Genomic DNA, 25044 nt, shown 5'->3' with positions numbered 1-25044 from the left:
CATTTTATTTTTGTGATATTTTTTACTAACTTAAATAAAAAAATCCACCCTAAAAAAGCAGTGGATATTAGTCTCTAAGTTAATTTAAATAATTAAGCTTAATAATTCTTATTTAGCAAAAGCATTAGCAATTTTAGCTCCAACTATTGCATTATTTCTAACTAAAGAAATATTAGTTTCTAAGCTCTGACCATCAGTAATTTCTTTAATTCTATCAAGTAAGAAAGGAGTCATTTCTTTACCACTAATTCCCTCTTTTTCTGCTTCAACTAAAGCTTGCTCAATTTTTTCTTCAATTAGGGAATATTCTATTTCATCTGCCTTTGGTACTGGATTAGTAATTAAAACTCCACCCTCAAGCCCGATTTCCCATTTCGATTTCAAAATAGCTGCAGCTTGTTCAGGAGTATCTAATTTATAATCTGATTTAAAACCACTGTGACGGCTGTAAAAAGCAGGTATCTCATCTGTTTGATAACTGAGCACAGGCACTCCAAAAGTTTCTAATTTTTCTAAAGTTAAACCAATATCTAAAATTGATTTAGCTCCAGCAGAGATTACAGCAACTGAAGTTCTTTTGAGTTCTTCTAAATCGGCAGATACATCAAAGCTAGTTTCTGCTCCTCTGTGAACTCCACCAATTCCACCTGTTACAAAAATCTTGATTCCTGCTAGTTCAGCAGCAATCATTGTTCCAGCAACTGTAGTTGCTCCATGTTGTTTTTCACCTAAAACAATTGGGAAATCACGGCGGCTTACTTTAGCAACTTCGTCAGATTGGCCTAAAAATTCTACTTCTTCTTTAGTTAATCCAACTTTAATTCTACCATCAATTATTCCAATAGTAGCTGGCATAACACCATTTTCTCTTAAAATATCTTCGATTTCTAGAGCAGTTTCAATATTTCTAGGATAAGGCATTCCATGAGCAATAATAGTTGATTCTAGAGCAATAACTGGTTTTCCTGCCTCAAGTGCCTCTTTTACCTCGTCTTTAATATCTAAATATTTTTCTAAGTTTTTCATTATTAATTACCTCCATTTAAGATTTAATTTATTTTAATTTCGCTAATTCTGGATTACATGTTAACTCTGATTTGATAGTTAAAGCCGAAGCTTTAATTCCCAATTTGATTGACTCAGCCATAGAATAATCTTTCATTAAACCCGCAGCAAAACCAGCAGTTAAAGCATCTCCAGCTCCTGTTGTTTCAACAAGCTCTGTCTTAGTTACTTTTTCTGCTTTAAAGTGTTCTATCTCAAAACCTGTTTCATTTTGTTTTAAATAATAAGCTCCATCTTTACCAGCAGTAATAATTAGTTCTGGCAGAGAAGTATTTTCTGCATAAAAATCTTTTATTTTCTGCATTCTTTTTTTAACACTTAAAGCTTGTACAGACTCAGAGTCTTGAATATCAACTAAACCTAAAACAACTTCAATCTCATCTAAATTACCTCTTAGATAATCTAAATTTTCTAATTTACCTTTTAACTTAAGTGACTTTTCTACTGAAACTGTATCTGCTATTTTTTTCATCTTTTTATTCTGACAAAGTTCTAATAAATAAGCAATTGTATCTGCTTCTAAATTAGTATCAAAAATTAAAATAGATGAAGTTTCTATTATTTTTCTTTTTTCATTTAAATATTCATAATCTATTTTTTTCAAAATACTCATATCATTTACTGCCCCGATTAAATCTCCATTCTGATCTAAATGAGCCAAATAAACTCCTGTTTTTTGTTCTAAAGCAGAACTAATCTTAAAGTGAGAAATATCAACTCCAGCCTCTTTTGTCTCTTCTTTAATCTGTTCTCCAAAGTGATCATTACTAATTGCTGTCAATAATACTACTTCTTCACCTAAGTGACCTAGATCTTCAGCTATATTACGTCCAACTCCACCTGAACTTTCTTCTACCCAGCCAGGACTTGAACTTCCCTTTATATAATTAGGGCTATAACCTTTAATATCCAAATTAGCTCCACCAACAACTACTACTTTTTTTTCGGGAGCGGTAATATAACCTCTTCCCAGAAGGTAACCTTTATTACTGAGATGATGGATATAAGTTCCAACCGCTGATTCGGAAATAGCAAGTTTAGCTGCTATCTCTTCTCTACTAATTGTAGCATCAGCTTTGATTAAAGCCAGCACCTCTTTTTCTCTCTCAGTTAACTTTTCTATTGTCAGCACCTCCTTTTTCTAAATTTTTATTTAGACTTTTAAATTATTGTTTAAATAAAGTATAACAGATTAAATTACTTTTGTAAACAAGTTTTTTAATTTTTTTCTCTAAAAATCAAAAAAACCGCCCCGAAGGGCGGTAATTCAAACTTAATTATTTTATTTTTATTCTACAACTTCAATTGATTTGGAACCTTCCCAGTGATCATGTAAGTTACAGAATGCATATACATTTAAGTCACAAGATTCTTCTAATTTAAGAGTTAAAGTAGCTTCTGCTTTCATATCAGGTGTAAAATCTACTCTAGCAAGGCTTGCGTAATTAGCATAAAGATCAAAATACTGAATATAATGATCTGGACCCATTGGATGAGTAATTTCCTTACCAAAAGTAACTGTCACCTCAAAATATTCCCCTTTTTTTACTTTATCAGGACATTGAATATAAGGAACATGTTTTTTCTCTAAGGCTGTCTTATCTTCTCCAGTGTTTTCTAACTTCTTAAGATCATAATAACCCATTTAAATTCCTCCTTATAGTTTTGATGTTTATTATTTAACTAAAACAACTTTTTAAAAAGCTATTTTAGAAAAATCCAAATTAATTTATTCAGAAACTATTTGTTTAGTAAATTTACGAAATTCTGAACTTGGTTCTCCACAAACTGGACATTTTTCAGGAATATCATCAACAACAGTATGTCCACAAACCTGACAAATACTTACATATTCAAGTTCAATATCTTGACCTTGATCTACATGTTCTTTAGCATCTCTAAAAAGTTTAGCATGAATTTGCTCTGCTTCTAAAGCATAATGAAAAGAGCGTACTGCCTCAGATTCACCCTGGTCTTTAGCAACTAAGCTATAAGCGGGATACATCTGTTCAATTTCGCCTTCTTCACCTGCAATAGCTCCAACAAGGTTTTCGGAAGTTGAACTATAACCAAATTCTCCTCCACCAGCAACTAAAAAGCCACCTTCTTCATTAGCGTGAGCTCTAAAATGGTTACCTGCATGTACTTGTTCAGCATTAGCAATTGCTTTAAATAATAAAGCTACATTTTCAAATCCTTCTTCTTTAGCTTTTTCTCCCCAGACTATGTATCTCTGGTAAGCCATACTTTCTCCTGCAAAAGCAGAACGTAAATTTTGTGCTGTTTGATCATTTTGTACCATATTTAGCTACCTCCATTTATTAACAATTATTACTATTAATAGTATAACATCCTTGATCAAGTTATGTCAAGAATTTAATTTAAATTTAATCTAAATTATTTTAATTTTCAAAATGATTTTTATAATAAAAATCCGCTTGCATTTTGACAAACGGATTTATTAAACTAAAGTTAAACTTATTATTTACTTACTTTTTCTCATTCTCATTTTTTCATTTAATATTTTTTTGCGGAGACGAATCGCCTTCGGAGTTATTTCAACAAGCTCATCATCTTCTATAAACTCTAAAGCCTGCTCTAAAGTGAACTTCTTGGCAGGAGCAAGGTTAATAGAATCATCAGAACCTGAAGCTCTAACATTAGTTAATTTCTTATTTTTACAGGCATTAACAGTTAAATCATTATCCCGACTGTGTAAACCAATGATCATCCCTGCATAAACTTTAGTTCCCGGCTCGATAAACATTTCTCCCCGGGCTTCTAAATTAGAAAGAGCATAACCCATTGCTGTTCCTTCTTGATTTGAAATTAAAACTCCATTTTTACGTTTAGGAACTTCTCCTTTAAATGGTTCATATTTTGCAAATGAACGAATTAAAGTTCCTTCTCCACTAGTATCATTAATAAATTCACTTCTAAAACCAATTAGACCGCGAGTTGGAACTAAATATTCTAAATGAACATAATCACCTTCAGGCAGCATTGACTGCATAATTCCCTTACGCTGATTTAATTTATTAATTACAGTTCCTGAATATTTTTCAGGTAATTCAACCATTACTTGCTCAATTGGTTCATGTTTTTTACCATCAATTTCTTTCATTAAAACTTCGGGCTTAGAAACAGATACTTCATAACCTTCTCTTCTCATATTTTCTAATAAAATAGAAAGATGCAGCTCTCCTCGACCAGAAACTTTAAAAGCTTCTGTATTCTCAGCTTTTTCTACTTTTAAGCCCACATTAACCTCTAATTCTCTATCTAATCTTGCTTTAAGGTGACGAGTTGTTAAATATTCACCTTCTAAACCAGCAAAAGGAGAATCATTAACCAAAAAGTACATAGCCAAAGTTGGTTCGGCAATTTCCATCATTGGTAAAGGATCAACTTTGCCAACTTCACAAACTGTTTCTCCAATTGAAATATCAGGTAAACCAGCAATTGAAACAATCTCTCCACTATGAGTTTCCTCAACTGCATTTTGCTTTAAACCTTCGTAAACAGATAATTTAGTAATTTTACCTTTTTTAGTTGAACCATCACGCTTATAAACTTCAACCTGCTGACCATCTGAAATTGTACCCTGGTAAACTCTTCCCAGGCCAATTCTACCTAAATAATCATCATAAGCTAAATCATAAACCTGCATTTGCAAAGGTTTATCATCTAAATCTGGATAACTTTTTACACTTTCAATAATTGTTTCAAAAAGCGGATCTAAATTCTCACTCTCATCATTGAGATCATAAAAAGCTTTCCCTTCAACTGCAATTCCATAAATTACAGGGAACTCTAATTGTTCATCATCAGCCGAAAGCTCAATAAAAAGATCCAGTATTTCATCATGAACTTCTTCTGCTCTTTGATTATTTTTATCAATTTTATTAATAAAAACAATAGGTTTGATTCCTTTTTCTAAAGATTTTTTCAAAACAAATCTTGTTTGTGGCATTGGACCTTCAGAAGCATCGACTATCAAAATTGCAGAATCAACTGCCTTAATAACTCTTTCTACCTCAGAAGAAAAATCAGCATGACCAGGAGTATCTACAATATTAATTTTAACTCCATTATGCTCGATTGCACAGTTTTTGGAATAAATAGTAATTCCCCGCTCACGTTCTAAATCATTACTATCCATAATACAATCTACTACATCTTCATTTTCTCTAAACACTCCACTCTGGTTTAAAAACGCATCAACTAAAGTTGATTTACCAGCATCAACATGGGCAATAACTGCCAAATTAATTATTTCTCTTTTATCCACACTAAAAACCCTTTCTCTTATAAAGTTAATTAACTTCCTTATTTTAAAATCTCTATTCTATATCTATAATAAACGGATTGTCTTAATAATTTTATTTTAAAAGCAAGTCTAAACTAAAACTAATTAAATTACTAATAATCAAAAAAGCCCTGACCACTTAAAAAAGCAATCAGGGCTTTCAATTCTATTATAAAACTATTATTTGCTTTATAATTTAACGATATTAGCAGCTTGTGGGCCGCGGTCGCCTTCTACGATTTCAAATTCTACTTCTTGACCTTCTTCAAGGTTTTTGAAGCCTTCTTCTTCAATTGCTGAGAAGTGTGCGAACACGTCGTCTCCGTCTTCTCTTTCAATAAAGCCAAAACCTTTTTTCCCATCAAACCACTTAACTGTTCCTGTATAAATCATTAAATAATTCCTCCTATTTTCGTGATGGAAGTGTTACTTGTTTTTGTTTCCATCTTTTATAGTTTAGCATTATCAAAGTCTCCTGTCAAGGGTTATTAGTAAAATAATTTATTTTTTAGCTATTAATTATAGTCTAATTAAAAGTTTGACTTAATAACTTATCTAATTTAGCTGCTAAAACTGGTTTACTAAATAAATAGCCCTGAATATAATCACAATTAATCGATTTTAATTTCTGATACTGTTCTCTAGTTTCTACTCCTTCAGCTACAACTGGTAACTTAATACTATTAAAAAGAGCAATTAAACTTGATATAGTTTCTAAATTATCATAAGCTAAAAATTCTTCTATTAATTTTTTATCTAATTTAACTTTATCAAAAGAAATATAATTAACATAATTTAGAGAAGAATAACCAGTACCAAAATCATCTAAAGCTAATTTAATTCCTAAATCAGATAACTCTGTTAAATATTTAATTGCTTTTGCCTCATTATTAATTAAAAGACTTTCAGTTATTTCTATTTCTAAAAACTCAGGTGCAACCCTATTTTCTTTTAATTTCGCAGTCAAAAATTCTATATAACCCTGATCATTTAATTGTTGAGCAGAAAAATTAATAGATATTTTTATATTTCTACCTTTTTTATTATTTAAAACAGCTAATTCTTTAATTGCTTTTTCAGTCACCCAGCGTCCAATTTGATTAATTAAACGATATTCTTCTGCTACTGGTATAAATTGACCTGGAGAAATTTTATAATCTTTAAATCTAATTAAAGCTTCTAAATATTCGATTTCTCCAGTTTTAATTTTAACTTGGGGTTGATATTTTAATTCAAAACCATCATTTTTTAGAGCCTTTTGTAACTTTTCTTTAATTAATTTTTTATTTTTCATTTTATTAATCATTTTTTGATTATAAAATAAATAGTCTTGGTTATATAATTTTTTAGCTTCATACATTGCTGTATCTGCTTTAGTAATTAAATCATAACTATTTTTAGCATCTTTTGGATAACTAGCAATTCCCAAACTAAAACCAAGATATAATTCTTGCTTATTAATTTCTAAATGATTTACTGCTAATTTTTTGATCTTTTTAATATATTTTTTTATTTTTTGAGGAGAATCTGTTTCTTTAAGTAAAATCAAAAATTCATCCCCCCCAAATCTAGCAACTGAAACTAATTTATTTTCTAATTCTGCTAATAAACTACTAAATTTCTTTAAAATTTGATCTCCATAAACATGTCCTAAAGTATCATTTATTTCTTTAAAATTATCTAAATCAAGTAAAATTATTGTTGTTTTTTTTGATTTTGCTAATTCAAACTGTAATTCTTCTAAAAAACTTCTGCGATTAGCTATTCCAGTTAATAAGTCGTGTTTTGCCTGATGTTCTAATTCACCATTTAAAGCAGTTATTTCCTGATTATAAGCTGCTAACTGCTGATAAGCTGCATTAATTTCTTCTGTCATGTTGTTAAATTCTTTATATACTAAGCCGATTTCATCGTCTTTTCTCTCTTTAATTTGAACATTATAATTACGAGAAGCTACTTTGCTAATTTGATTAACTAATTCAGATAAAGGATTTAATAAATATTTTTTATTAATACATAAAACTGAAATAGTCAAAATAATTAAAACTACTAAACCCATTTTAAAAATCATATTTCTAATTTCATCTTTAATCATAAAAACTTCTTTTGCTGCTATTTGCGAAAATATAACACTATCCAATCTCGCTAAAGTTAAATAAGCTGCAATCTTTTTTTGGCCTTTAAAATTATATTCCAAAAAACCATTTTTATTTTCAAATACTACTTGAGGATTAAAAGCCTGACTGACATTATATCTTTCTTCAATTAGTTTGTCATTGGGATGGACTATAATTTGACCTTTTTTATTAATAATAAAAGGATAACCAGTTTGACCAATTTTTTTATCTACTATCTGACTACTTAGTTCACTTAATCTAATATCAGCTGCTAAAACACCTACTCTTGCTCCCCTTTGATCTAAAAGTGGTAAAGCAACTGTAATCATTAAATATCTTTGGTTTGCATCTAAATAAGCATCTGTCCAGATAAGCTTGTTTTCCTTAACTGCCTTTTGATACCAGTTTCGCTGACGCGGATCAAAAGCAGCTGGTAATTGAATCTGAGGTTTAATAATAATTTCTCCCTTTTGATTAGCTAAATAAATATATTCAAACTCCTGATAATTATTTTTGACTTTTTCAAATAAACTCAAAATTTCACTTTCAGTTTTAGGAGACTCAGCTAACAAATCAGCAGTAATTTTAAGAGCATTTTCTCCATTATCTAAAATTTTATTAACATCTTTTTGTAATGATTTAACGATTTCTAAATTATATTCTTTTAAATATCCATTCAATTTATTGGAAATATATTGGTTAATTGCAAAAGTTAAAATTGCAATAAAAATTATAATAATAATGACAATAGCCCAATTAACTTTAATTAATAGGCTATTATACCATTTAACTTTATTTTCTTTCATTTTATCCCTCCCTAAACTTTTATCTCTTTTTTGGAATAAAAATAATTTTAATTAGTTAGAATTTAAGTTATTAAAAACCCCTAACTTTTTTCCATCTATATAAATAATATTAGCTGAAGAACTTTAAAAACCTTTATAATTTTCAAAAAGTACTTATTTTATTGCAAAAAAGCTAAAATTTTGATATTTTTAAAGGAAAATATAGTTTTTTAACGAATGATTAATAATATAGCGGAAAATAATTAAATTAGGAGTGATCTATGTGGAAAAATTAAAAGTTTTTATAGTCGATGATTCTAAATTTTCAACTCAGATAATTAAAGACTCTTTAGATAAAGAGAAATTTGAAATTGTAGGCAGTGCTCTCACAGAGGAAGAAGCTTTAGCAAAGGCCCCAGAATTAGAACCAGATTTAGTAACAATGGACATGACCTTAAAAAAATCTGATGGTATTAGCTGTAGTAGAAAATTATTTGCCAAAATACCTGATCTCAACATAATTGCTATTAGCTCAATGAAAGATGATGAGATTATTAGACAAGCAAAAGCTGAAGGAATTTTTGATTATTTACAAAAACCAATTGATAAAGACGAATTAAATGAAGTTTTAAATGAACTGTTTCATTATGAGCAAATTTTAGAAGAATTAAAAAGTAAATACAAAAGTGCTTTTAAAGAGTCTTTAGAAACTAATATTAAGAGAACACTTGAGACTGGAGTAGATACTGTAGAAAGTTCTGCAGCAGAAAGAGAAGATAAAAAATTAAGTGGCCTATCTATAATTATTGGTTTTATTGGTAAAAGTAAAGGTCGAATTATTTTAGACACTTCTAAAAAAACTGCTAAAAAAATTACTGCCTCTTTCTTAGGTAGAGAAAGTGATGATCAAAGCTTTATTATGGATGCTTTAAGCGAATTTACTAATATTATTGTTGGTAATGCAGTTTCAATGCTAAATAAAGATATTAGTGGCTTAAATTTACGTTTATCACCTCCAACTACTTTTTATGGTGATGACCTTAAATTTTCTTTTCCTAAAAGTGAAAATACTTCTTTTGTCATTGAATCAGAAGAAGATTACATTTTTATGAATGTCAGCTTAGAAGGGGGCAAAACTAATGAAAGCAGAGTACATTAATCCTTTTATTGCTTCTGTCAACAATATTTTTCCTCAACTAGGTTTTGAGAAAATAAGTAAAAAAAATGTAAGTATTAAAAAAAATAATGTTGAAAGAAGTGGAATTTTAATGATGTTAGGAATAGTAGGTGATATTGAAGGTAATATTGCTTATTATCTAAACTTTGATGATGCTAAAAAAATTGCAGGTCAGATGATGATGCAGGAAGATTTAGATGAACTAAATAGCATGGCCAAAAGTGCTCTTTCTGAACTATCAAATATGCTAACTGCAAATGCAAGTATTAATCTTTCGCAAAATGATATTGATGTTGATATTACAGCACCTTCTACTCTCTTTGGAGAAAGCTTTATTTTAGATATGAATACAAATAGTTTCATCTCAATCGAAATGAATGTAGATGACATGGTAATTGATATTAATATTGCAATTAAATAATTAATTATAAATCTCATAGTGAGGCTGCAAAATCCTGCTTAAATTACAATTTTAAAGCAGCTAATAAATTTTATTTTGCAGTCTCCCTATTTTAAATAATCAATTTTTGCAAAATAATGAATTTTGTAAAAAAGATTGGTCATAATCTCTAAAAAAAAATAAGGGGGACAATTATGAAATGGATTAGAAGTAGTATCAGTAGAAAAGTTATTTTCTCAATCTTAATTTTATTTTTAATAACCTTTTCCATCTATGGTTATGTGCTTAGAACTCAAATTAGAAGTTCTTTTGAAAAAGAAACTGAAGCAAAATTAATGAAGGATTCGCAGAAAATCGCCACAGAAGTTAATCTATTTTTAGAAAGATATATGACAATTGTAAACCAAATGGAAACAAACCAGGATTATTTAGAAATTTTAGAGGATATAGAAAACAGAGCTAATAAAAGAGAACATCCCTTGTATAATAAAGTAGTAGAGCAGCTAGCAGCTATTAAAAATAGTGACCAAAATATTAGTTTAGCTTATTTAGGCCTAGGAGAAGCAAGTGATTTAATTACTCAGGATTATGATTATGATGCAGACCCTGATTATCAAATTAGAGGCAAGGGCTGGTATCAAGAAACAATAAAGGCAGGAAATACAATAGTCACTGAGCCTTATGTTGATGGGGTAACTGGTGGATTAATAATTTCAGTTGCCAAACCAGTAATGCAGGCAGGACAAGATTTAGGAACCTTAGCTTTAGATATTACTCTCGATGATATCTCAAAGATTTTAAGTAATTATCAAGTTGCAGAAACAGGGTATGCGATTTTAATCTCCAAAAATGGAACTATTATTTATCACCCAAATGAAGAAAGAGTAATGAATGATAATATGAGTGATTTTGATGGTGCTTTAGGTCAAGCTGCTAGCTCAATGCAAGCTGGTGAAAGTGGTTTAATCAATTATGAATTTAATAATGAACAAAGATTAATGGCTTTTAATCCAGTTGCTAATAGTGGCTGGTCAATTGGTACTTTAGTGCCTAAAGATGAGATTATGGTAGAAGGAAATAGAATCTTATTTATCTCACTAGTCTTGCTGATTGGAGCAGTTTTATTTACCACTATTTTAATTAGTTTACTGCTTAAGAAAAATTTAAAACCAATAGATAAAATTTTAGCCGCTATTAATAATGTAGCTGCTGGTGATCTTTCTACAAAAGTTGACTTAGACCAAGCAGATGAAATAGGTAGAATTGCAACTGCTTTAAATCAAATGACAGCTAATATGCGCTCAATTATAGAAAAAGTAGCAGATACAGCTACGGATTTATCTGCTTCAAGTGAAGAACTATCAGCTTCTGGAGAAGAAGTAGCTTCTGCTGCTGAAGAAGTTGGTAATGCAATCCAACAGGTTGCTTCTGGCTCAGAAGAACAATCTGCTCAAGTAGACCAAACTAATGTAATGATCAAAGATTTATTAGAACAAATTGAAGAAGTAGAAAATATGTCTAAACAAATGGATACACAGTCAAATGAAGTTATGGAAAACATTAAAAGTGGTAATCAATCAATTGATAACTCTGTCAATGAAATCAGCAGTGTTAAAAATAACGCTGAGGAAGTTTCAAAAACTATTAATAATTTAGGAGAATTATCAACTCAAATTGGTGATATTGTAGCTTTAATTAATAATATTGCTGCTCAAACTAATCTTTTAGCTTTAAATGCTGCTATTGAGGCGGCCCGAGCTGGCGAAGCTGGTCGAGGATTTTCTGTAGTTGCTGATGAAATCAGACAACTAGCAGAAGAATCAGAAAATGCAACTGTCCAGATTAATAAATTAATTAATAAAATAGGAGCAGGAGTAGATAATGCAGTTGATAAAATGAATAATACTGAAGAAGTAGTAAATCATAGTGTAGAAGCTATTGATGAAACCAGAAACTATTTTGAAGAAATAAATAGTGCTTCTTTACAGCTAGCAGAATTTATTGATAATATCAGCAGTAAATCAGAAAGAGTTAATTTAAATGCTAATAAAGTTGAAGAAGTAGTAAATGAGATCGCCAAAGTTAGTGAAGAGGCAGCAACTAATGCCGAAGAAGTTTCAGCTTCCAGTGAAGAACAGTACAGTTCTACTGAAGAAATTGTTAGAGCCTCTGACCAACTAGCAGAAATGGCAAATGAACTCAGTGAATCAATCAATAAATTTAAATTTTAATTCATTAAAATAATAACTAATTAGCTTCAAGCCTCAGCCAATTTAATATTTACTGGCTGAGGCTTTAACTTTAAATTAGTTTCTGCTGAGGAGGTAGGCCATGAAGTGGCTCAAAAAAAGTATTACTAATAAATTAATTTTAGCTATAGTGATTACCAATCTAATAGTCTTTATTCTTTTAGCTGTTATTACTATTAGCTTGGTCAAAAATAATTTAATTAATGATAATAAAAAAATAATGTTAAAAGATGCTCAAATCATTGCTGAAGAAATAAATACTTTTATTAGCAAAAATACAGAAATAGTTAAAAATATGGAAGCTAATCCCAAGCTAAAAAAATTAGTTAGTGAAGTAGAAACTAAAAGAGAAAAATTTGAGCATCCTAATTTTAGAGAAATTGTTGAAATTTTAAAAAACACAAAAGAAATGAATTCTAATCTAGATTTAGTTTGGCTGGGGCTTAAAGAAGCAGATGATTTAGTGATCGATGATTATAATTGGGCTCATGCTTCAACTTATCAAATGGAAAAAATGGACTGGTTTAAAAAAATGCAAGTAAATAAAAAATTAACTTATACCACACCTTATATTGATCAAGTCACAGGTAATTTAATTATTTCTATAGTTAAACCAATCTATAAAAACCAAGAGTTAGTTGGTAATTATGGTATTGATTTAAATATTAATCGAGTCAATAAATTAATGACTAATTATTCAATAGGAGAAAGTGGTTATGCTGTTTTAATAGCTGCAGATGGTACAGCAATTTATCACCCAGAACTAAAAAGAATTTTAAAAGATAATATCAAAGATGATAGTGGTTTTCCAAAAAAGATAAGTGAAAAAATATTAGCTGGCAAAAGTGGAGTAGCCGAATTTGAATTTGAAGATACTGCTAAATATTTTGCTTTTGCTCCTATTCCAGCAAATTCTTGGTCAGTTGGAGTGATTATTGATCAAAAAGAAATCTTAATGCAGATTATTAAATTTGTAGCTTTAATTTCTCTGATTTTCACTCTTTTCTTATTTGCCTTAATTTTAATTAGTTATTTTTTAATTAATAGATTAACTAAAAGAATTCCCAATTTAGTTGAAAAAATAAGTGCTTTTGGTGATGGTAATTTATTTGCCAGAATTGAGCCTAAAAGCAATGATGAAATTGGCCAGATTGCCCAAACTTTTAATAATATGGCTGAAGAAATAGCTGCTTCTTACCAACAGCTAGAAGCATATAATGAAGAAATAACAGCCTTAAATGAAGAATTAAGTTATCAGGCTTTTCATGACCCACTAACAGAAATACCAAACCGAAGGCGCTTTATTAATATTTTAGAAAAAGAATTAAAATCAGATGCTAAAGGTGCACTAGCCTTATTAGATATTAATGATTTTAAAGAAATAAATGATAATTATGGTCATATTTATGGTGATCGACTTTTAACAGAAGTTGCCCAAAGATTGGCTGCTTTTAGTTCAGAAAATATTGCAGTAGCCCGTTATGGTGGAGATGAGTTTTTAATTTTAATTAAAAACTTAAATATTAATCAAATAGAAAAAGAAGTTACTAAATTAAAAGCAGTATTTAATCAGCCTTTTGCCATCAAAGATGATCAAATTTTTATCAAATTTGCTTTAGGTATTGCCCTTTATCCCGAAGATGCTAAAACTACAGATCAATTAATTACTAAAGCTGATATAGCAATGTATGAAGCTAAAAAAATAAAGAAAAATAATTATCTTTACTATAACCAAAAAATGATTGAGCAGCTTAAACGTCGCAAAAAAATAAAAAACAAATTACAAAATGCCCTAAAAAATAATGGTTTTAGTTTAAAATATCAACCACAAATCAATTTAAAAACAGGTCAGGCAGATTTTCTAGAAGCCTTACTGAGATTAAAAGACAATAGTTTTTCTCCAGGAGAATTTATTCCAGTTGCTGAAGAAAGTGGTTTGATTATTGAAATTGGACGCTGGGTGACTAAAGCTGCTATTAAACAGTTAGCTTTAATAAAAAATCAATATCAAGCAGAGATTACAATTTCAATTAATTTTTCTGCAAAACAGATTCGAGATCACGGCTATCTTGACTTTTTAAAAAAGAATTTAAAAAAATATAAAATAGCTGCTCATTATTTAGAAATTGAAATTACAGAAAGCATCTTAATTGAAGATAATAAGGCTATTACTTTTATTAACCAATTAAAAAATATAGGAGTTCAAATTGCTTTAGATGACTTTGGTACTGGTTATTCTTCTTTTAGCTACCTTAGTTATTTAAAAACAGATAAGGTTAAATTAGATAAATTTTTAGCAGACAATTTTATGGCGGCAGATAAGATAGACACTTTAATTAATTTAATTAATCTGCTCCACAGCCTAGATCTACCTGTAGTTGCTGAAGGTGTTGAAACTAAAGAACAGTATTTGCAATTAAAAGCACATAATTGTGATTATATTCAGGGCTATTATTTTAGTAAACCACTAGCTAAAGATCAAATTAAAGCTATTTTAGCAAAGAACTATTTAAATTTAATTTAACTAAAGTCAAAACAAAAAAGTGTTTGCACTATTAATTTAAAACTAAAAGTGCAAACACTATTTCTCAATAAACAAATTTAAAGGAATTTATCAATTGTCTCAGCAATTTTATCTTTTTTAAATGGTTTAACAATAAAATCTTTGGCTCCAGCAGTAATGGCATTAATTACAATTTTTTTCTGCCCCATGGCACTACACATGATTATTTTAGCTTCGGGGTCTATTTCTTTTATCTTTTTTACAGCCTCTATTCCATCCATTTCGGGCATCGTAATATCCATAAACATTATATCAGGTTTTGAAGCTTGATATTTTTCTATAGCATCTTTACCATTTTCTGCCTCAGCTATAACTTCATGACCTAAACCTTCCATAATTTGTTTTAAATTTAACCTCATAAAAGCTGCATCATCAACAACTATTATTTTTGCCATTATTATTCCCCCTAATTTCTGTCTTTTTTCAGAATAATCTGTTTTTTAAATCAAAAATAAATAAATTTTCTATATTAAATTATTTCGATATAAAAGCCTTAACTCCTTTAATTTTTTTAGCTATTCCAGATTTACAAAGAAATTAGGAAGTTTTTAAATTAAAATCAACTTTAAATTAGAAAAACCCCAGCCAAATTAATGACTGGGGTCTTAAATTCATAAAACTATTTATGCTTTATAATTTAACGATATTAGCAGCTTGTGGGCCGCGGTCGCCTTCTACGATTTCAAATTCTACTTCTTGACCTTCGTCAAGGTTCTTGAAACCTTCTTCTTCAATTGCTGAGAAGTGTGCGAACACGTCGTCTCCGTCTTCTCTTTCAATAAAGCCAAAACCTTTTTTCCCATCAAACCACTTAACTGTTCCTGTATAAATCATTAAATAAATTCCTCCTATTTTTTAAAGATGGAAATCTTACTTATTTTTTTCTCCATCTAGTAAAGTATAGCATTCTAAAATCTAATTGTCAAGGATTATTTTAAATTATTCTGCTATTTATATTTTCTTGACTATTTATAAACTTAATATTTTTAACCAAGTGCTACATCTAAAAGCATCATCACAGCAAAACCAAGCATTAAGCCAGTTGTAGCTAAATGGCTGTTACCTTCAGAATTAGCTTCAGGAATTAACTCTTCCCCAACTACAAAGATCATTGCCCCCGCTGCAAAGGATAAGGCATATGGTAAAATAGGCTGCATATAATAAACAGCAGCTGCACCTAAAACCCCTGCAATTGGCTCTACTGCTCCTGATAACTGTCCATACATAAAACTTTTTTTAGCTGAAAGCCCTTCTCTTTTTAAGGGAATTGAAACTGCAGCTCCTTCTGGGAAATTCTGCAAACCAATTCCTAATGCTAAAGCAACCGCCCCAGCAATACTAGCAGAAGAACCTTGAACAGCTGCTGCCCCAAAAGCAACACCAACAGCTAAGCCTTCAGGAAAATTATGCAGAGTAACTGCCAAAACCAACAATACACTCCGCTGCCATTTAGTTTTAATCCCCTCTGGCTCACTATTAGCCAAAGCTGGGTGTAAATGTGGTAAAACCAGATCAATCAAACGCAAAAATATTCCTCCAACTAAAAAACCAATTACAGCAGGAATCCAACCAGGTACTCCTAAGCTCTCAGAAATTTCAATTGCTGGAGCCAACAGCGACCAAAAACTAGCAGCTATCATAACACCAGCCGCAAAACCTAACATACTATCTAAAATTCTGCGATCAACATTTTTAAAAAAGAACACTACTCCTGCCCCCAGGGCTGTTACAAACCAAGTAAATAAAGTAGCTAATAAAGCCTGGACCACAGGTGAAAAACCGCTTAAAAACTCAATTAACATTATATGACCTCCAAATATTCAATTTTAATCTATAATTAATTTACTTAAATTTTACAGCATAATAAAACCAATTAATAAACCTGTGATAATTCCAGCATTAGCAAAATGACTGTTCATTTTATTAGATTGAGGAACTAATTCATCATTAACAATATAAACCATTGCTCCAGCTGCAAAAGCAAGTGAAGCTCCAACTAGACTAGCTGAAATATTAAAAATCGCCATCCCAATTAAGGTTCCAATTGGAGTCATTAAACCGGCAATCAAGGTAAATAATAATAATCTCAAATTATCTAAACCACCAGCTTTAAGCGGGCCAGCAATTGCCAATCCCTCAGGAATATTATGAAAAGCTATGGCCAGGGCAATTAAAAGACCAACTTCTGGACTAGACTCAAAACCAGCCCCAATTGCTAAACCTTCAGGCAAATTATGTAAAGCAATCCCAAATAAAATTAAATATCCTGTTCTTAACATAGGATTTTCAACATGCATTTTTTCTGGATTCTCTATCTCCAAATGATCGGCTGTAGAAAGGTGTGAATGGGGAATTACCTTATCTAAGCCCCACATCATTAAGGCTCCTAATAAAAACCCAATTACTGTAATTGTCATTGATCCCAACAATAAAGCTTCTGGCATCAATTCAAAAACAGAAATTGCAAACATAATTCCTCCTGCAAAGCCTAAAAGAGAAGCTAAAACTTTATTACTAGGTTCTCCAAAAATCATTAAAACAAAAACCCCAACAATTGTAGATACTCCAGCTAAAAAACTATATATTAATGTTTCCATAATTCCCCTCCAAATTGTCAATATTTATTTTAATAATTATTATTGATTATTATTTCTATCATACAACAAATCAACTTAAATTTAAAGTCTCAAATAAATGGAAGCACTTTCAATATTCTACTTGTTCTGATATAATTTAACTGAAAGGTAGGTGGATTTTTTGAAAAAATATTTCGAAGTTGATGAATGGAAAGTTATTGAAAACGGATTTGATCCAGAATATAATCGAGTCACAGAAAGTATAATGAGCTTAGGCAATGGTCATATGGGTTTAAGAGGTAATTTCGCCGAAAAATATAGTGGTGATAGTTTAAAAGGTACTTATATTGCTGGTGTCTATTATCCAGATAAAACCATTGTTGGCTGGTGGAAAAATGGTTATCCCAAATATTTTGCTAAAATTGCTAATGCTGCTGATTTTATTGGTCTTAATCTGAAAATAGATGGTCGAGAAATTGATCTTAATCAAATTGAATTCACAAGCTTTAAAAGAACTCTAAATATGAAAGAAGCCTACTTAGAAAGAACTTTTATTGTTAAGGTAAAAAATAAAAGGACTAAAATTACCGAAAAAAGATTTTTAAGTCAAGATAGAAAAGAAATCGCTGCTTTAAAATATAGTTTATGTCCCCTTAATCAAAATATAGAAATTGAAATAACTCCTTATCTAAATGGTAATATAAAAAATGAAGATGCAAACTACGATGAGTTTTTCTGGGAAAATTTAAATCAAGATAATAAAATTGGGAATTCATTCTTAACAATGAAAACTAGGAAATCCAATTTTATAGTTACTACTGCCATGAATTGGGAACTCAATACTGATCAATATGAAGTAGAATTAGCAACTGAAACTAATTATACTGCTAATAAAATTAAACTAACTGCTAAAAAAGAACAGAATATCGAATTAAATAAATATCTGGCAGTCTGCACAAGTCGTGATTATCCAAAAACAGAAATTACTAAAAAAGCTAAAGCTAAAGCTGCTGCTGCTCTTAAAGCTGGTTATTCTCAACTATTTAGTCAACACCAAAAGGCTTGGGCTCAAATTTGGCAAGAAAGTGATATAAAAATCAAAGGTGATCCAGAAGCACAACAGGGTATTCGTTTTAATATTTTCCACTTAAATCAAACCTATACTGGTCATGATCCTAGATTAAATATTGGTCCTAAAGGATTTACTGGCGAAAAATATGGAGGTTTAACTTATTGGGATACTGAAGCTTACTGTCTGCCTTTTTATCTAGCAACACATAGTGACTCTGTGAGCCGTAACTTACTTTTATATAGATATAATCACTTACAAAAAGCTGTGGAAAATGCAGATAAACTAGGTTTAGAAGGTGCTCTTTATCCAATGGTAACAATCAATGGTGAGGAATGTCATAATGAATGGGAAATAACTTTTGAAGAAATACACCGTAATGGAGCCATAGCTCATGCAATTAAAGATTATGTAGATTATACTGGTGATCAAAAATATATAGCAGAATATGGTATTCCAGTTTTAGCTCAAATTTCTCGTTTTTGGGCAGCTAGATCTCATTTTAATCCTCGTCAAGGAAAATATATGATTCTAGGGGTTACTGGGCCAAACGAATATGAAAATAATGTTAATAATAATTGGTATACTAATCGAATAGCAGTTTGGACTTTAAATTACACTTTAAAAAGTCTAAAAAAACTAGAAGCAAATCAACCCCGAAAATATCAAAAGTGGATAGAAAAACTTCAACTCAAAGATTCCGAATTGGAATTATGGCAGGATATGACGGAAAAAATGTATTATCCTTATTTAGAAGAATATGATATTTATGCTCAGCAAGATGGTTATCTTGACAAAGAGCAGAAATTAGTCTCTGACCTTAAGCCAGCAGATATTCCTCTGCATAAAAACTGGTCTTGGGATAGAATATTACGCTCTCCTTATATTAAACAGGCAGATGTTTTACAAGGTATTTATTATTTTAAAGATGATTTTGATCAAGCAAGTATTGCCAGACATTATGACTTTTATGAACCACGAACAGTACATGAGTCTTCACTTTCTCCCTGTATTTATTCGATTTTAGCAGCTGACTTGGAAAGAGAAGAAAAAGCATATCAGCTGTATCTAAGAACTGCCCGCTTAGATCTTGATAATTATAATACTGATACAGATGATGGTCTGCATATTACCAGTATGGCTGGCAGTTGGATGTCTATTGTCAAAGGTTTTGCTGGTTTTAAAGTTAAGGCAGGACAAATTGCATTTAAACCATTTTTACCTACTGCCTGGGATGGATTTAGTTTTATGATCTTATTTAGGGGCCACAGAATTAAAGTTGAAGTACAAAAAAATAAAAGTTATTTTTCACTTGAAAAGGGTAATTCATTAAAAATTAAAGTTTATCAAAAAGAATATGAACTCAAAAAAACAAAAACACTAGTTGTAGAAAAATAATAAAATCTCCAGCCTAATTACTTAAAAGGCTGGAGATTTTTTTATATCTTTTCTTTTATTAATTTTTCGAACTCCACTAAACTTCCCTGCCAACTGATAGAATAATCACTGTCTTTTCGATTAATTAAATTATCTTCAATAATTATAGTCTCAATTCCTACTTCAGTTGCTACAGCATCTTCTTTTAAATCATTACCGATCATTAAACAATTAGCAGGCTCTGCATCTATTTTAGTTAAAATTTCTTGGTAATAATTTGGATTTGGTTTAGCATAGCTCATATTTTCATAATGAGTTATTAACTCAAAATTAGCTGCTTCAATTCCAATCCATTTTAATCTAGCAATCACAGCCTCTTTAGGAAAAAGAGGATTTGTGGCTAAAACTAATCTCTTATTTTTCTGCTTTAAATAATTAATAATCTGCGCTGGTAACTTTTGATCTAAGTCAAAATATTTAGCTAAACCAATAAAATCAGATTGATAAAATTTATCGAATCTAGCCTTTATTTTTTCAACTTTAGCTTGATCATTAATATTTAACTTCTGTTTAAAATCCTGCATAAAAGCCTCTTGATTTTTACAGCTTCCATCATTTTTAATCATTTTTTCAGTTGCAGCCATTAAAATCTGACTGAATTTTTTAGGATCAGAACATAAATCATTAAATTTTTGGCTCAGTGCCTCAAAATAATATTTTAAAAACTCTTCTAATTCAATATTTAAGAGAGTACCATCTAAATCAAAGAAAAAAACATCTTTATTTTTTAGCAAAATAACACCTCACTTAATCTAAATTATTAACTAAAGTTTTCAATTAAAGCTGAAAAATCAGTCTGTTCAATTAAAATTTCAACAAATTCTTTTAGATATTTTTGATCTAAATCATCAAATCTAGCTGGCTGAGGACTATCTATATCTAAAACTCCAATTACTTGTCCTTTAACAATTAAAGGTAAGACAATTTCGGAACGAGAATTAGGATCACAAGCAATATGACCTGGAAATTGATTAACATCTTCAACTAGCATTATTTTTCTCTGAGCATATGACGTACCACAGACCCCTTTATTTTTATCAATCCGCACACAGGCAGTTTGCCCTTGAAAAGGACCTAAAACTAACTGTTCTTCTTTTTTTAGGTAAAATCCAGCCCAATTCAGATCTTCCATAAAATTAAATAAGAGAGCTGAACTATTGGCTAAATTAGCTAACCAATCAGTTTCTGGTCCTAATAGTGCTGCTAATGAACGATTTATATCAGCAAGATTTTTTTCTTTATTTAGCATTTTATCATTCCTTTTTTATAAATTAAAAATTAATTTTAAGCTAGAGGCTTAGAAAAAACGGAACTAAAATCGGAACTGCAGTCGAAAGAATAACTCCACTAACAAAAGCAGGGATCACCACTGCTTCTCCTCCACATTCTTTAACCATCGGCAAAGTAACATCCATTGTAGTTGCTCCTCCAGGAGCAATTGAAGCTAAACTGCCAAAATATTTAGCTACTAAAGGTAAAACCATCACTGTAAGTAATTCCCGAAACACATTAGTTAAAAAAGCTAATGAACCAAGCTCTGCACTATGTAATTTAGAAATTAAAACACCAGATAAACTATACCAACCAAAACCAGCCCCCACTGCTGCTGATTCTCCAGTTGTAAAACCAAAGAAAATACCAATCAAAATTGCTCCAACTAAAGAGCCAATCCCAATTAAAATTGGAATCACAAATAATTTCCAACCAAGTACTTTTATATCTTTTAGGATTTCTCTACTAGCTCCAATATCAATTCCAACTCCAAAAAGCAGTACTCCTAAAGAATAATTAGTTACTGTATCAATCCAGGCATTTTCTGACCCTACTAAAAAGAAATAACCAATTAAAATTCCGACAATTACTGAAGTGAAAATTAAAATTGTCATTGTATTATCTCCATTTTCTTCTTCAATCTCTACTTCTGTCTCTGGGCCAGCTTTTAAAAGCAAATTGTTTAAAGCAAAACTTTTAACAAAAATGACAATTGCCAGCACACTAAAAATAATACTAGAAATAGCAAAAACAAAAGCCTGTAGTCCAATTTCTCCTAAATGAAGAACTATCTGCTCATTACTACCTAAATTAGTCCCCATCGATAAAAGTAAAATAACTAAACCACCTTTTGTAATTAAATCTGCAAACTTAACAAAATAATTTTCTTGATCTAAAAAAAAGCCAAGTCCAATCCCCGAAAATAAAAACAAAATAATCAAATACAAATCCACACTTATCCCTCCACTACTATTTTATGTAATTTTTAGTGATATATTGAGAAGTCATAGCTCTCAACATTGCACTATAGTTGAGCTTAAACTCTAAAATATCTCCAACTTCTAGCTCAAGCTCAGCATCTGTTATATCAGTAATTAAATGATCACTACTGGCCCCCAAAACTTGAACCCCTTTTTGTTTAGGATATAAGCCCTGATAATCTATATCCTGTTTACCAACTGCCAAAATAGCTCTTTTTCTTAAACCTTTATCTTCAATTAGCTGCCCCCTTCCTTGGCCTCCAAAAGCAATCTCTCCCTCTGGTGAAGAAGGCTTTGCTTTTAATTCAACAATTTCTGCCTGCAATCTAAAATTATAGTGATTATAATCCTGCAGTAAATCTTGGTTAATAATATCTGTACCAATTAAAATTCCTTCACCAATTCTTAGATTAGTAATTTCTGAACTAAGTTCAGGCTCTTTAATTAATTTTAAAGTTGCTGTATTACCAGCAGATAAAATATCTAATTTGAAATTCAAACTGTTTTCTAATTCCTTTTTTAAAGCAATCAGTTTTTTAGTATTTTCATCATCAGGAATAATTCCAGCAAAACAACCCAAATTAGTGCCAATCCCTTTTAAATTAACAGCTGATAATGATTTTATTTTTGCTGCTAAAGCTAATAAATTTTTAGCTAAAATTCCTTCTCTCCTATCTCCCAGATCAACCATAATTATGAGATCAATAACTTTTTTCTGCTTAACTGCAAATTTCGAAATCAAACTAGCAGTTTTTGCTTCACTAACTAAAACAGAATCAACATAAGGGATCATTTTTTCAATTTCAGAAAGCATTGGAATTCTAAGCATTAAAATTTCACCTTGATAACCTGCTTTTCTATATTTAATAATATTTTTTAACCTAGAATCTGCTATACTTTTAATATCTGCTTTTTGATAAGCCTTAAAAATTTCTACATCACCAGCCAAACCTTTAACTACTGCTGTTAATTTTATTTTTTTTGCCTTTAATTCTTTTTTTAACTTTTGAGCATTTGCTTCAATCTTAGTTAAATAAATATCTAATTTTGGATAAGACAATTTTCAGCCTCCAGTTTTTTAATTAAAATTTCCTTAAAAATTATACTATTATTTATAAATTATAAATTATATTTTCTTAATTAATATATTCTTCAATCAACTTTGTTTTCCTGCCTAAAAAAATAAACTCGACCAAAAGGCCGAGTTTAATAATCAATTTATTTAAGTTGTTATTTTAATTCTATTTAATTTCAATAGTCCGTTTTTTAACAGGTGTTTCCTCTGCTTTGGGTAGGTGAACTCTCAATATACCATCATCATAATTAGCTTCTATATCATCTTCTCTTACATTTTCTAGATAAAAGCTGCGTGCATATTTTCCTTTTCTTCGTTCACGCCTAATATAGTTATCATTTTTTTCTTCTTTTTCCTGCTTTTGTTCAGCCGAAATGGTTAGATAATCATTATTAATTTCTAAATTAATATCTTCTTTTTTCATACCAGGCATTTCTGCTTCAATAGTATATTCAGTCTCACTTTCTTTAATATCAGCTCTAAAGTTAGAGCCAGCAAAATCCATCATATCACCAAAGAAATTTGACATTAAATTGTTAAATGGATCTTCATCTCTTTCACTTACCTGACGACGACTGCGGTTTCTAAATGGTACTAAATCAAACATCAAAACCACCTCCGAAATTTTTTTTATTTTTTCATCTTTATTTTCTAATTATATTATAAGACGAAAGTCAGGAAAGGTCAAAATAAACAAATGAGAAATTAATTTATTTATTGACTTTTAATTGAAATTATATACTTAATACTTCATTTTTATCAAATTAACTCTTAAATTCGCGGCCATCTATAAATGTTTTTTGGACCTGAAAATTTTGATCAAAAATAACTAAATCAGCTTGATAACCTCTTTCTAATTTTCCTAATTTATGCTCTAATTTTAATTTTCTAGCTGGATTTAAAGTAGCCATTTTAAAAACCTCTGATATAGATAAGTCAGTTATTTCTAATAAATTTCTAACTGCTTGATCTAAAGTTAAAACACTACCTGCTAGAACTCCATTCTCTAAGCGAGCAGCACCATCTTTAACAATAACTTTTTGACCTCCCAGCTCATATTCTCCTGGTTCTAACCCAGTTGCTTCCATTCCATCAGAAACTAAGATAACCTTGTCAACACCTTTAGCTTGAATAGTAAAACGATCAACTGCTTGGTGATGATGGATTAAATCTACAATTAATTCGACTGTACTATCTGAATCAAAAGCTGCCCCTACAAGCCCAGGTTTACGATGATGTAAACCTGTCATTGCATTATATAAATGAGTAAAGTGATCCATTCCAACTTGATAAGCCTGTTTAAATTCTTTATAACTAGCAGCTGAATGACCAGCAGAACTAATAATATTATTTTGAGTTAATTCTTCAATTAACTCAAGTGCACCTTCGACTTCAGGTGCTAAGGTAACAATTTCAATTACATCATAATAATTTCTTAATAAATCAAGATCTGGCTTAATTAAATTTTCACTATTTTGAGCCCCAATATAATCAGGACTAATAAAAGGACCTTCAACATTTGTTCCTAAAACTTTAGCTCCAACTGGTTTATTTGCTTTAACCTCTCTAATGTTTTCTAGAGCAGCCTGAATTTCAGTTTTAGCCATAGTCATCGTTGTCGGCAAAAACGAACTCACACCATAACTAGCTAAAATTTTAGCTATTGCAGTTAAAGCTTCAGCTGAAGCCTCCATTGTATCAAAACCACCTGCACCATGAATATGAGTATCAATCATACCTGGGCTCAGATAACCTCCCTGAGCATCAATAACTTCTATTTCTGGCCCAGCTTCAAATTGATAAGCTAAGACCTTTTCTATTTTCCCAGTTTTAGAATCAAAAACTAGAGAACCATTATTTATAACTTTATCTGTTAAAATTAGTTTTGCATTTTTTATTAATTTTTTCATTTAATTCACCTCTAAATATAACTTATCTAATTTAAAATAAAAATAAAATAAAATCTATTA

General features: G+C 30.2%; 22 protein-coding genes. 5 read left to right on the top strand and 17 right to left on the bottom strand.

Going from position 1 to position 25044, the window contains the following annotated elements; genetic code table 11:
- Nucleotides 1-108: 108 nt before the first annotated feature.
- From HPRAE_RS01230 to HPRAE_RS01200, 7 genes are all read right to left on the bottom strand, one after another.
- Nucleotides 109-1026 carry a pseudouridine-5'-phosphate glycosidase gene (locus tag HPRAE_RS01230; RefSeq protein ID WP_014552430.1) on the bottom strand — a complete coding sequence of 306 codons (918 nt, stop codon included), beginning with the start codon at nucleotides 1024-1026 and terminating at the stop codon, nucleotides 109-111.
- A gap of 28 nt (nucleotides 1027-1054) precedes the next feature.
- A complete protein-coding gene (locus HPRAE_RS01225; protein ID WP_014552429.1) occupies nucleotides 1055-2197 on the bottom strand; it encodes a PfkB family carbohydrate kinase in 1143 nt (380 codons plus the stop codon).
- Nucleotides 2198-2353: 156 nt separating this feature from the next.
- Nucleotides 2354-2710 carry a desulfoferrodoxin family protein gene (locus tag HPRAE_RS01220; protein WP_014552428.1) on the bottom strand — a complete coding sequence of 119 codons (357 nt, stop codon included), beginning with the start codon at nucleotides 2708-2710 and terminating at the stop codon, nucleotides 2354-2356.
- A gap of 84 nt (nucleotides 2711-2794) precedes the next feature.
- Nucleotides 2795-3367: a rubrerythrin family protein gene (locus HPRAE_RS01215; RefSeq protein ID WP_014552427.1), complete on the bottom strand. Its 573-nt coding sequence runs from the start codon at nucleotides 3365-3367 to the stop codon at nucleotides 2795-2797.
- 183 nt (nucleotides 3368-3550) lie between these two features.
- Nucleotides 3551-5356, bottom strand: coding sequence for a translational GTPase TypA (typA, locus tag HPRAE_RS01210; protein ID WP_014552426.1), 1806 nt, complete (start codon nucleotides 5354-5356; stop codon nucleotides 3551-3553).
- Nucleotides 5357-5563: 207 nt separating this feature from the next.
- Nucleotides 5564-5764, bottom strand: coding sequence for a cold-shock protein (locus HPRAE_RS01205; RefSeq protein WP_208107116.1), 201 nt, complete (start codon nucleotides 5762-5764; stop codon nucleotides 5564-5566).
- A gap of 136 nt (nucleotides 5765-5900) precedes the next feature.
- Nucleotides 5901-8297: a bifunctional diguanylate cyclase/phosphodiesterase gene (locus tag HPRAE_RS01200; protein WP_014552425.1), complete on the bottom strand. Its 2397-nt coding sequence runs from the start codon at nucleotides 8295-8297 to the stop codon at nucleotides 5901-5903.
- Between the two features lie 262 nt (nucleotides 8298-8559).
- On the opposite strand from HPRAE_RS01200, the gene HPRAE_RS01195 reads away from it, so the two are divergent.
- From HPRAE_RS01195 to HPRAE_RS10850, 4 genes are all read left to right on the top strand, one after another.
- Nucleotides 8560-9435: a response regulator gene (locus HPRAE_RS01195; RefSeq protein ID WP_014552424.1), complete on the top strand. Its 876-nt coding sequence runs from the start codon at nucleotides 8560-8562 to the stop codon at nucleotides 9433-9435.
- Nucleotides 9416-9874 carry a chemotaxis protein CheX gene (locus tag HPRAE_RS01190; RefSeq protein ID WP_014552423.1) on the top strand — a complete coding sequence of 153 codons (459 nt, stop codon included), beginning with the start codon at nucleotides 9416-9418 and terminating at the stop codon, nucleotides 9872-9874. The genes HPRAE_RS01195 and HPRAE_RS01190 overlap by 20 nt, the downstream gene beginning before the upstream one ends.
- A 173-nt stretch (nucleotides 9875-10047) precedes the next feature.
- Complete coding sequence (locus tag HPRAE_RS01185; RefSeq protein WP_014552422.1) at nucleotides 10048-12084, top strand: methyl-accepting chemotaxis protein; 2037 nt, start codon at nucleotides 10048-10050, stop codon at nucleotides 12082-12084.
- A gap of 100 nt (nucleotides 12085-12184) precedes the next feature.
- On the top strand, nucleotides 12185-14626 hold the full coding sequence (locus tag HPRAE_RS10850) for an EAL domain-containing protein (protein ID WP_014552421.1): 2442 nt from the start codon (nucleotides 12185-12187) through the stop codon (nucleotides 14624-14626).
- A 77-nt stretch (nucleotides 14627-14703) separates the two neighbouring features.
- On the opposite strand, the gene HPRAE_RS01175 is transcribed toward HPRAE_RS10850, so the two are convergent.
- From HPRAE_RS01175 to HPRAE_RS01160, 4 genes are all read right to left on the bottom strand, one after another.
- Complete coding sequence (locus HPRAE_RS01175; protein WP_014552420.1) at nucleotides 14704-15060, bottom strand: response regulator; 357 nt, start codon at nucleotides 15058-15060, stop codon at nucleotides 14704-14706.
- A 235-nt stretch (nucleotides 15061-15295) separates the two neighbouring features.
- Entirely contained in the window at nucleotides 15296-15499 is a 204-nt protein-coding gene (locus tag HPRAE_RS01170) for a cold shock domain-containing protein (RefSeq protein ID WP_013406635.1), read from the bottom strand.
- Between the two features lie 152 nt (nucleotides 15500-15651).
- Nucleotides 15652-16467, bottom strand: coding sequence for a ZIP family metal transporter (locus tag HPRAE_RS01165; protein ID WP_014552419.1), 816 nt, complete (start codon nucleotides 16465-16467; stop codon nucleotides 15652-15654).
- Between the two features lie 51 nt (nucleotides 16468-16518).
- Nucleotides 16519-17262: a ZIP family metal transporter gene (locus HPRAE_RS01160; protein WP_014552418.1), complete on the bottom strand. Its 744-nt coding sequence runs from the start codon at nucleotides 17260-17262 to the stop codon at nucleotides 16519-16521.
- A gap of 160 nt (nucleotides 17263-17422) precedes the next feature.
- Between HPRAE_RS01160 and HPRAE_RS01155 the strand changes: the two genes are divergently transcribed.
- Complete coding sequence (locus tag HPRAE_RS01155; protein ID WP_014552417.1) at nucleotides 17423-19708, top strand: family 65 glycosyl hydrolase domain-containing protein; 2286 nt, start codon at nucleotides 17423-17425, stop codon at nucleotides 19706-19708.
- A gap of 41 nt (nucleotides 19709-19749) precedes the next feature.
- Here the strand turns inward: HPRAE_RS01155 and HPRAE_RS01150 are convergent, their stop codons facing one another.
- From HPRAE_RS01150 to nagA, 6 genes are all read right to left on the bottom strand, one after another.
- On the bottom strand, nucleotides 19750-20481 hold the full coding sequence (locus HPRAE_RS01150; protein ID WP_014552416.1) for an HAD family hydrolase: 732 nt from the start codon (nucleotides 20479-20481) through the stop codon (nucleotides 19750-19752).
- A gap of 26 nt (nucleotides 20482-20507) precedes the next feature.
- Nucleotides 20508-20996: a GAF domain-containing protein gene (locus tag HPRAE_RS01145; RefSeq protein ID WP_014552415.1), complete on the bottom strand. Its 489-nt coding sequence runs from the start codon at nucleotides 20994-20996 to the stop codon at nucleotides 20508-20510.
- 40 nt (nucleotides 20997-21036) lie between these two features.
- The gene (locus HPRAE_RS01140; protein WP_014552414.1) at nucleotides 21037-21972 is read right to left on the bottom strand and encodes a LysO family transporter; all 936 of its coding nucleotides are present in this window, start codon (nucleotides 21970-21972) and stop codon (nucleotides 21037-21039) included.
- A 16-nt stretch (nucleotides 21973-21988) separates the two neighbouring features.
- On the bottom strand, nucleotides 21989-23059 hold the full coding sequence (locus tag HPRAE_RS01135) for an alanine racemase (RefSeq protein WP_014552413.1): 1071 nt from the start codon (nucleotides 23057-23059) through the stop codon (nucleotides 21989-21991).
- Between the two features lie 181 nt (nucleotides 23060-23240).
- Complete coding sequence (locus tag HPRAE_RS01130; RefSeq protein ID WP_014552412.1) at nucleotides 23241-23681, bottom strand: Hsp20/alpha crystallin family protein; 441 nt, start codon at nucleotides 23679-23681, stop codon at nucleotides 23241-23243.
- Nucleotides 23682-23838: 157 nt separating this feature from the next.
- Nucleotides 23839-24984: an N-acetylglucosamine-6-phosphate deacetylase gene (gene nagA, locus HPRAE_RS01125; protein ID WP_014552411.1), complete on the bottom strand. Its 1146-nt coding sequence runs from the start codon at nucleotides 24982-24984 to the stop codon at nucleotides 23839-23841.
- Nucleotides 24985-25044 lie beyond the last annotated feature (60 nt).

The sequence above is a fragment of the Halanaerobium praevalens DSM 2228 genome, from assembly GCF_000165465.1.
GTDB classification, from domain to species: Bacteria; Bacillota; Halanaerobiia; order Halanaerobiales; family Halanaerobiaceae; genus Halanaerobium; species Halanaerobium praevalens.
This window is presented reverse-complemented; position numbering and strand designations above follow the sequence as displayed.

Coding starts and splice junctions, on each gene's coding strand:
- HPRAE_RS01220 (WP_014552428.1), bottom strand. CDS start 2,710: ATGGGTTATTATGATCTTAAGAAGTTAGAAAACACTGGAGAAGATAAG.
- HPRAE_RS01230 (WP_014552430.1), bottom strand. CDS start 1,026: ATGAAAAACTTAGAAAAATATTTAGATATTAAAGACGAGGTAAAAGAG.
- HPRAE_RS01165 (WP_014552419.1), bottom strand. CDS start 16,467: ATGTTAATTGAGTTTTTAAGCGGTTTTTCACCTGTGGTCCAGGCTTTA.
- HPRAE_RS01170 (WP_013406635.1), bottom strand. CDS start 15,499: ATGATTTATACAGGAACAGTTAAGTGGTTTGATGGGAAAAAAGGTTTT.
- HPRAE_RS10850 (WP_014552421.1), top strand. CDS start 12,185: ATGAAGTGGCTCAAAAAAAGTATTACTAATAAATTAATTTTAGCTATA.
- HPRAE_RS01175 (WP_014552420.1), bottom strand. CDS start 15,060: ATGGCAAAAATAATAGTTGTTGATGATGCAGCTTTTATGAGGTTAAAT.
- HPRAE_RS01160 (WP_014552418.1), bottom strand. CDS start 17,262: ATGGAAACATTAATATATAGTTTTTTAGCTGGAGTATCTACAATTGTT.
- nagA (WP_014552411.1), bottom strand. CDS start 24,984: ATGAAAAAATTAATAAAAAATGCAAAACTAATTTTAACAGATAAAGTT.
- HPRAE_RS01185 (WP_014552422.1), top strand. CDS start 10,048: ATGAAATGGATTAGAAGTAGTATCAGTAGAAAAGTTATTTTCTCAATC.
- HPRAE_RS01215 (WP_014552427.1), bottom strand. CDS start 3,367: ATGGTACAAAATGATCAAACAGCACAAAATTTACGTTCTGCTTTTGCA.
- HPRAE_RS01130 (WP_014552412.1), bottom strand. CDS start 23,681: ATGTTTGATTTAGTACCATTTAGAAACCGCAGTCGTCGTCAGGTAAGT.
- HPRAE_RS01145 (WP_014552415.1), bottom strand. CDS start 20,996: ATGCTAAATAAAGAAAAAAATCTTGCTGATATAAATCGTTCATTAGCA.
- HPRAE_RS01200 (WP_014552425.1), bottom strand. CDS start 8,297: ATGAAAGAAAATAAAGTTAAATGGTATAATAGCCTATTAATTAAAGTT.
- HPRAE_RS01190 (WP_014552423.1), top strand. CDS start 9,416: ATGAAAGCAGAGTACATTAATCCTTTTATTGCTTCTGTCAACAATATT.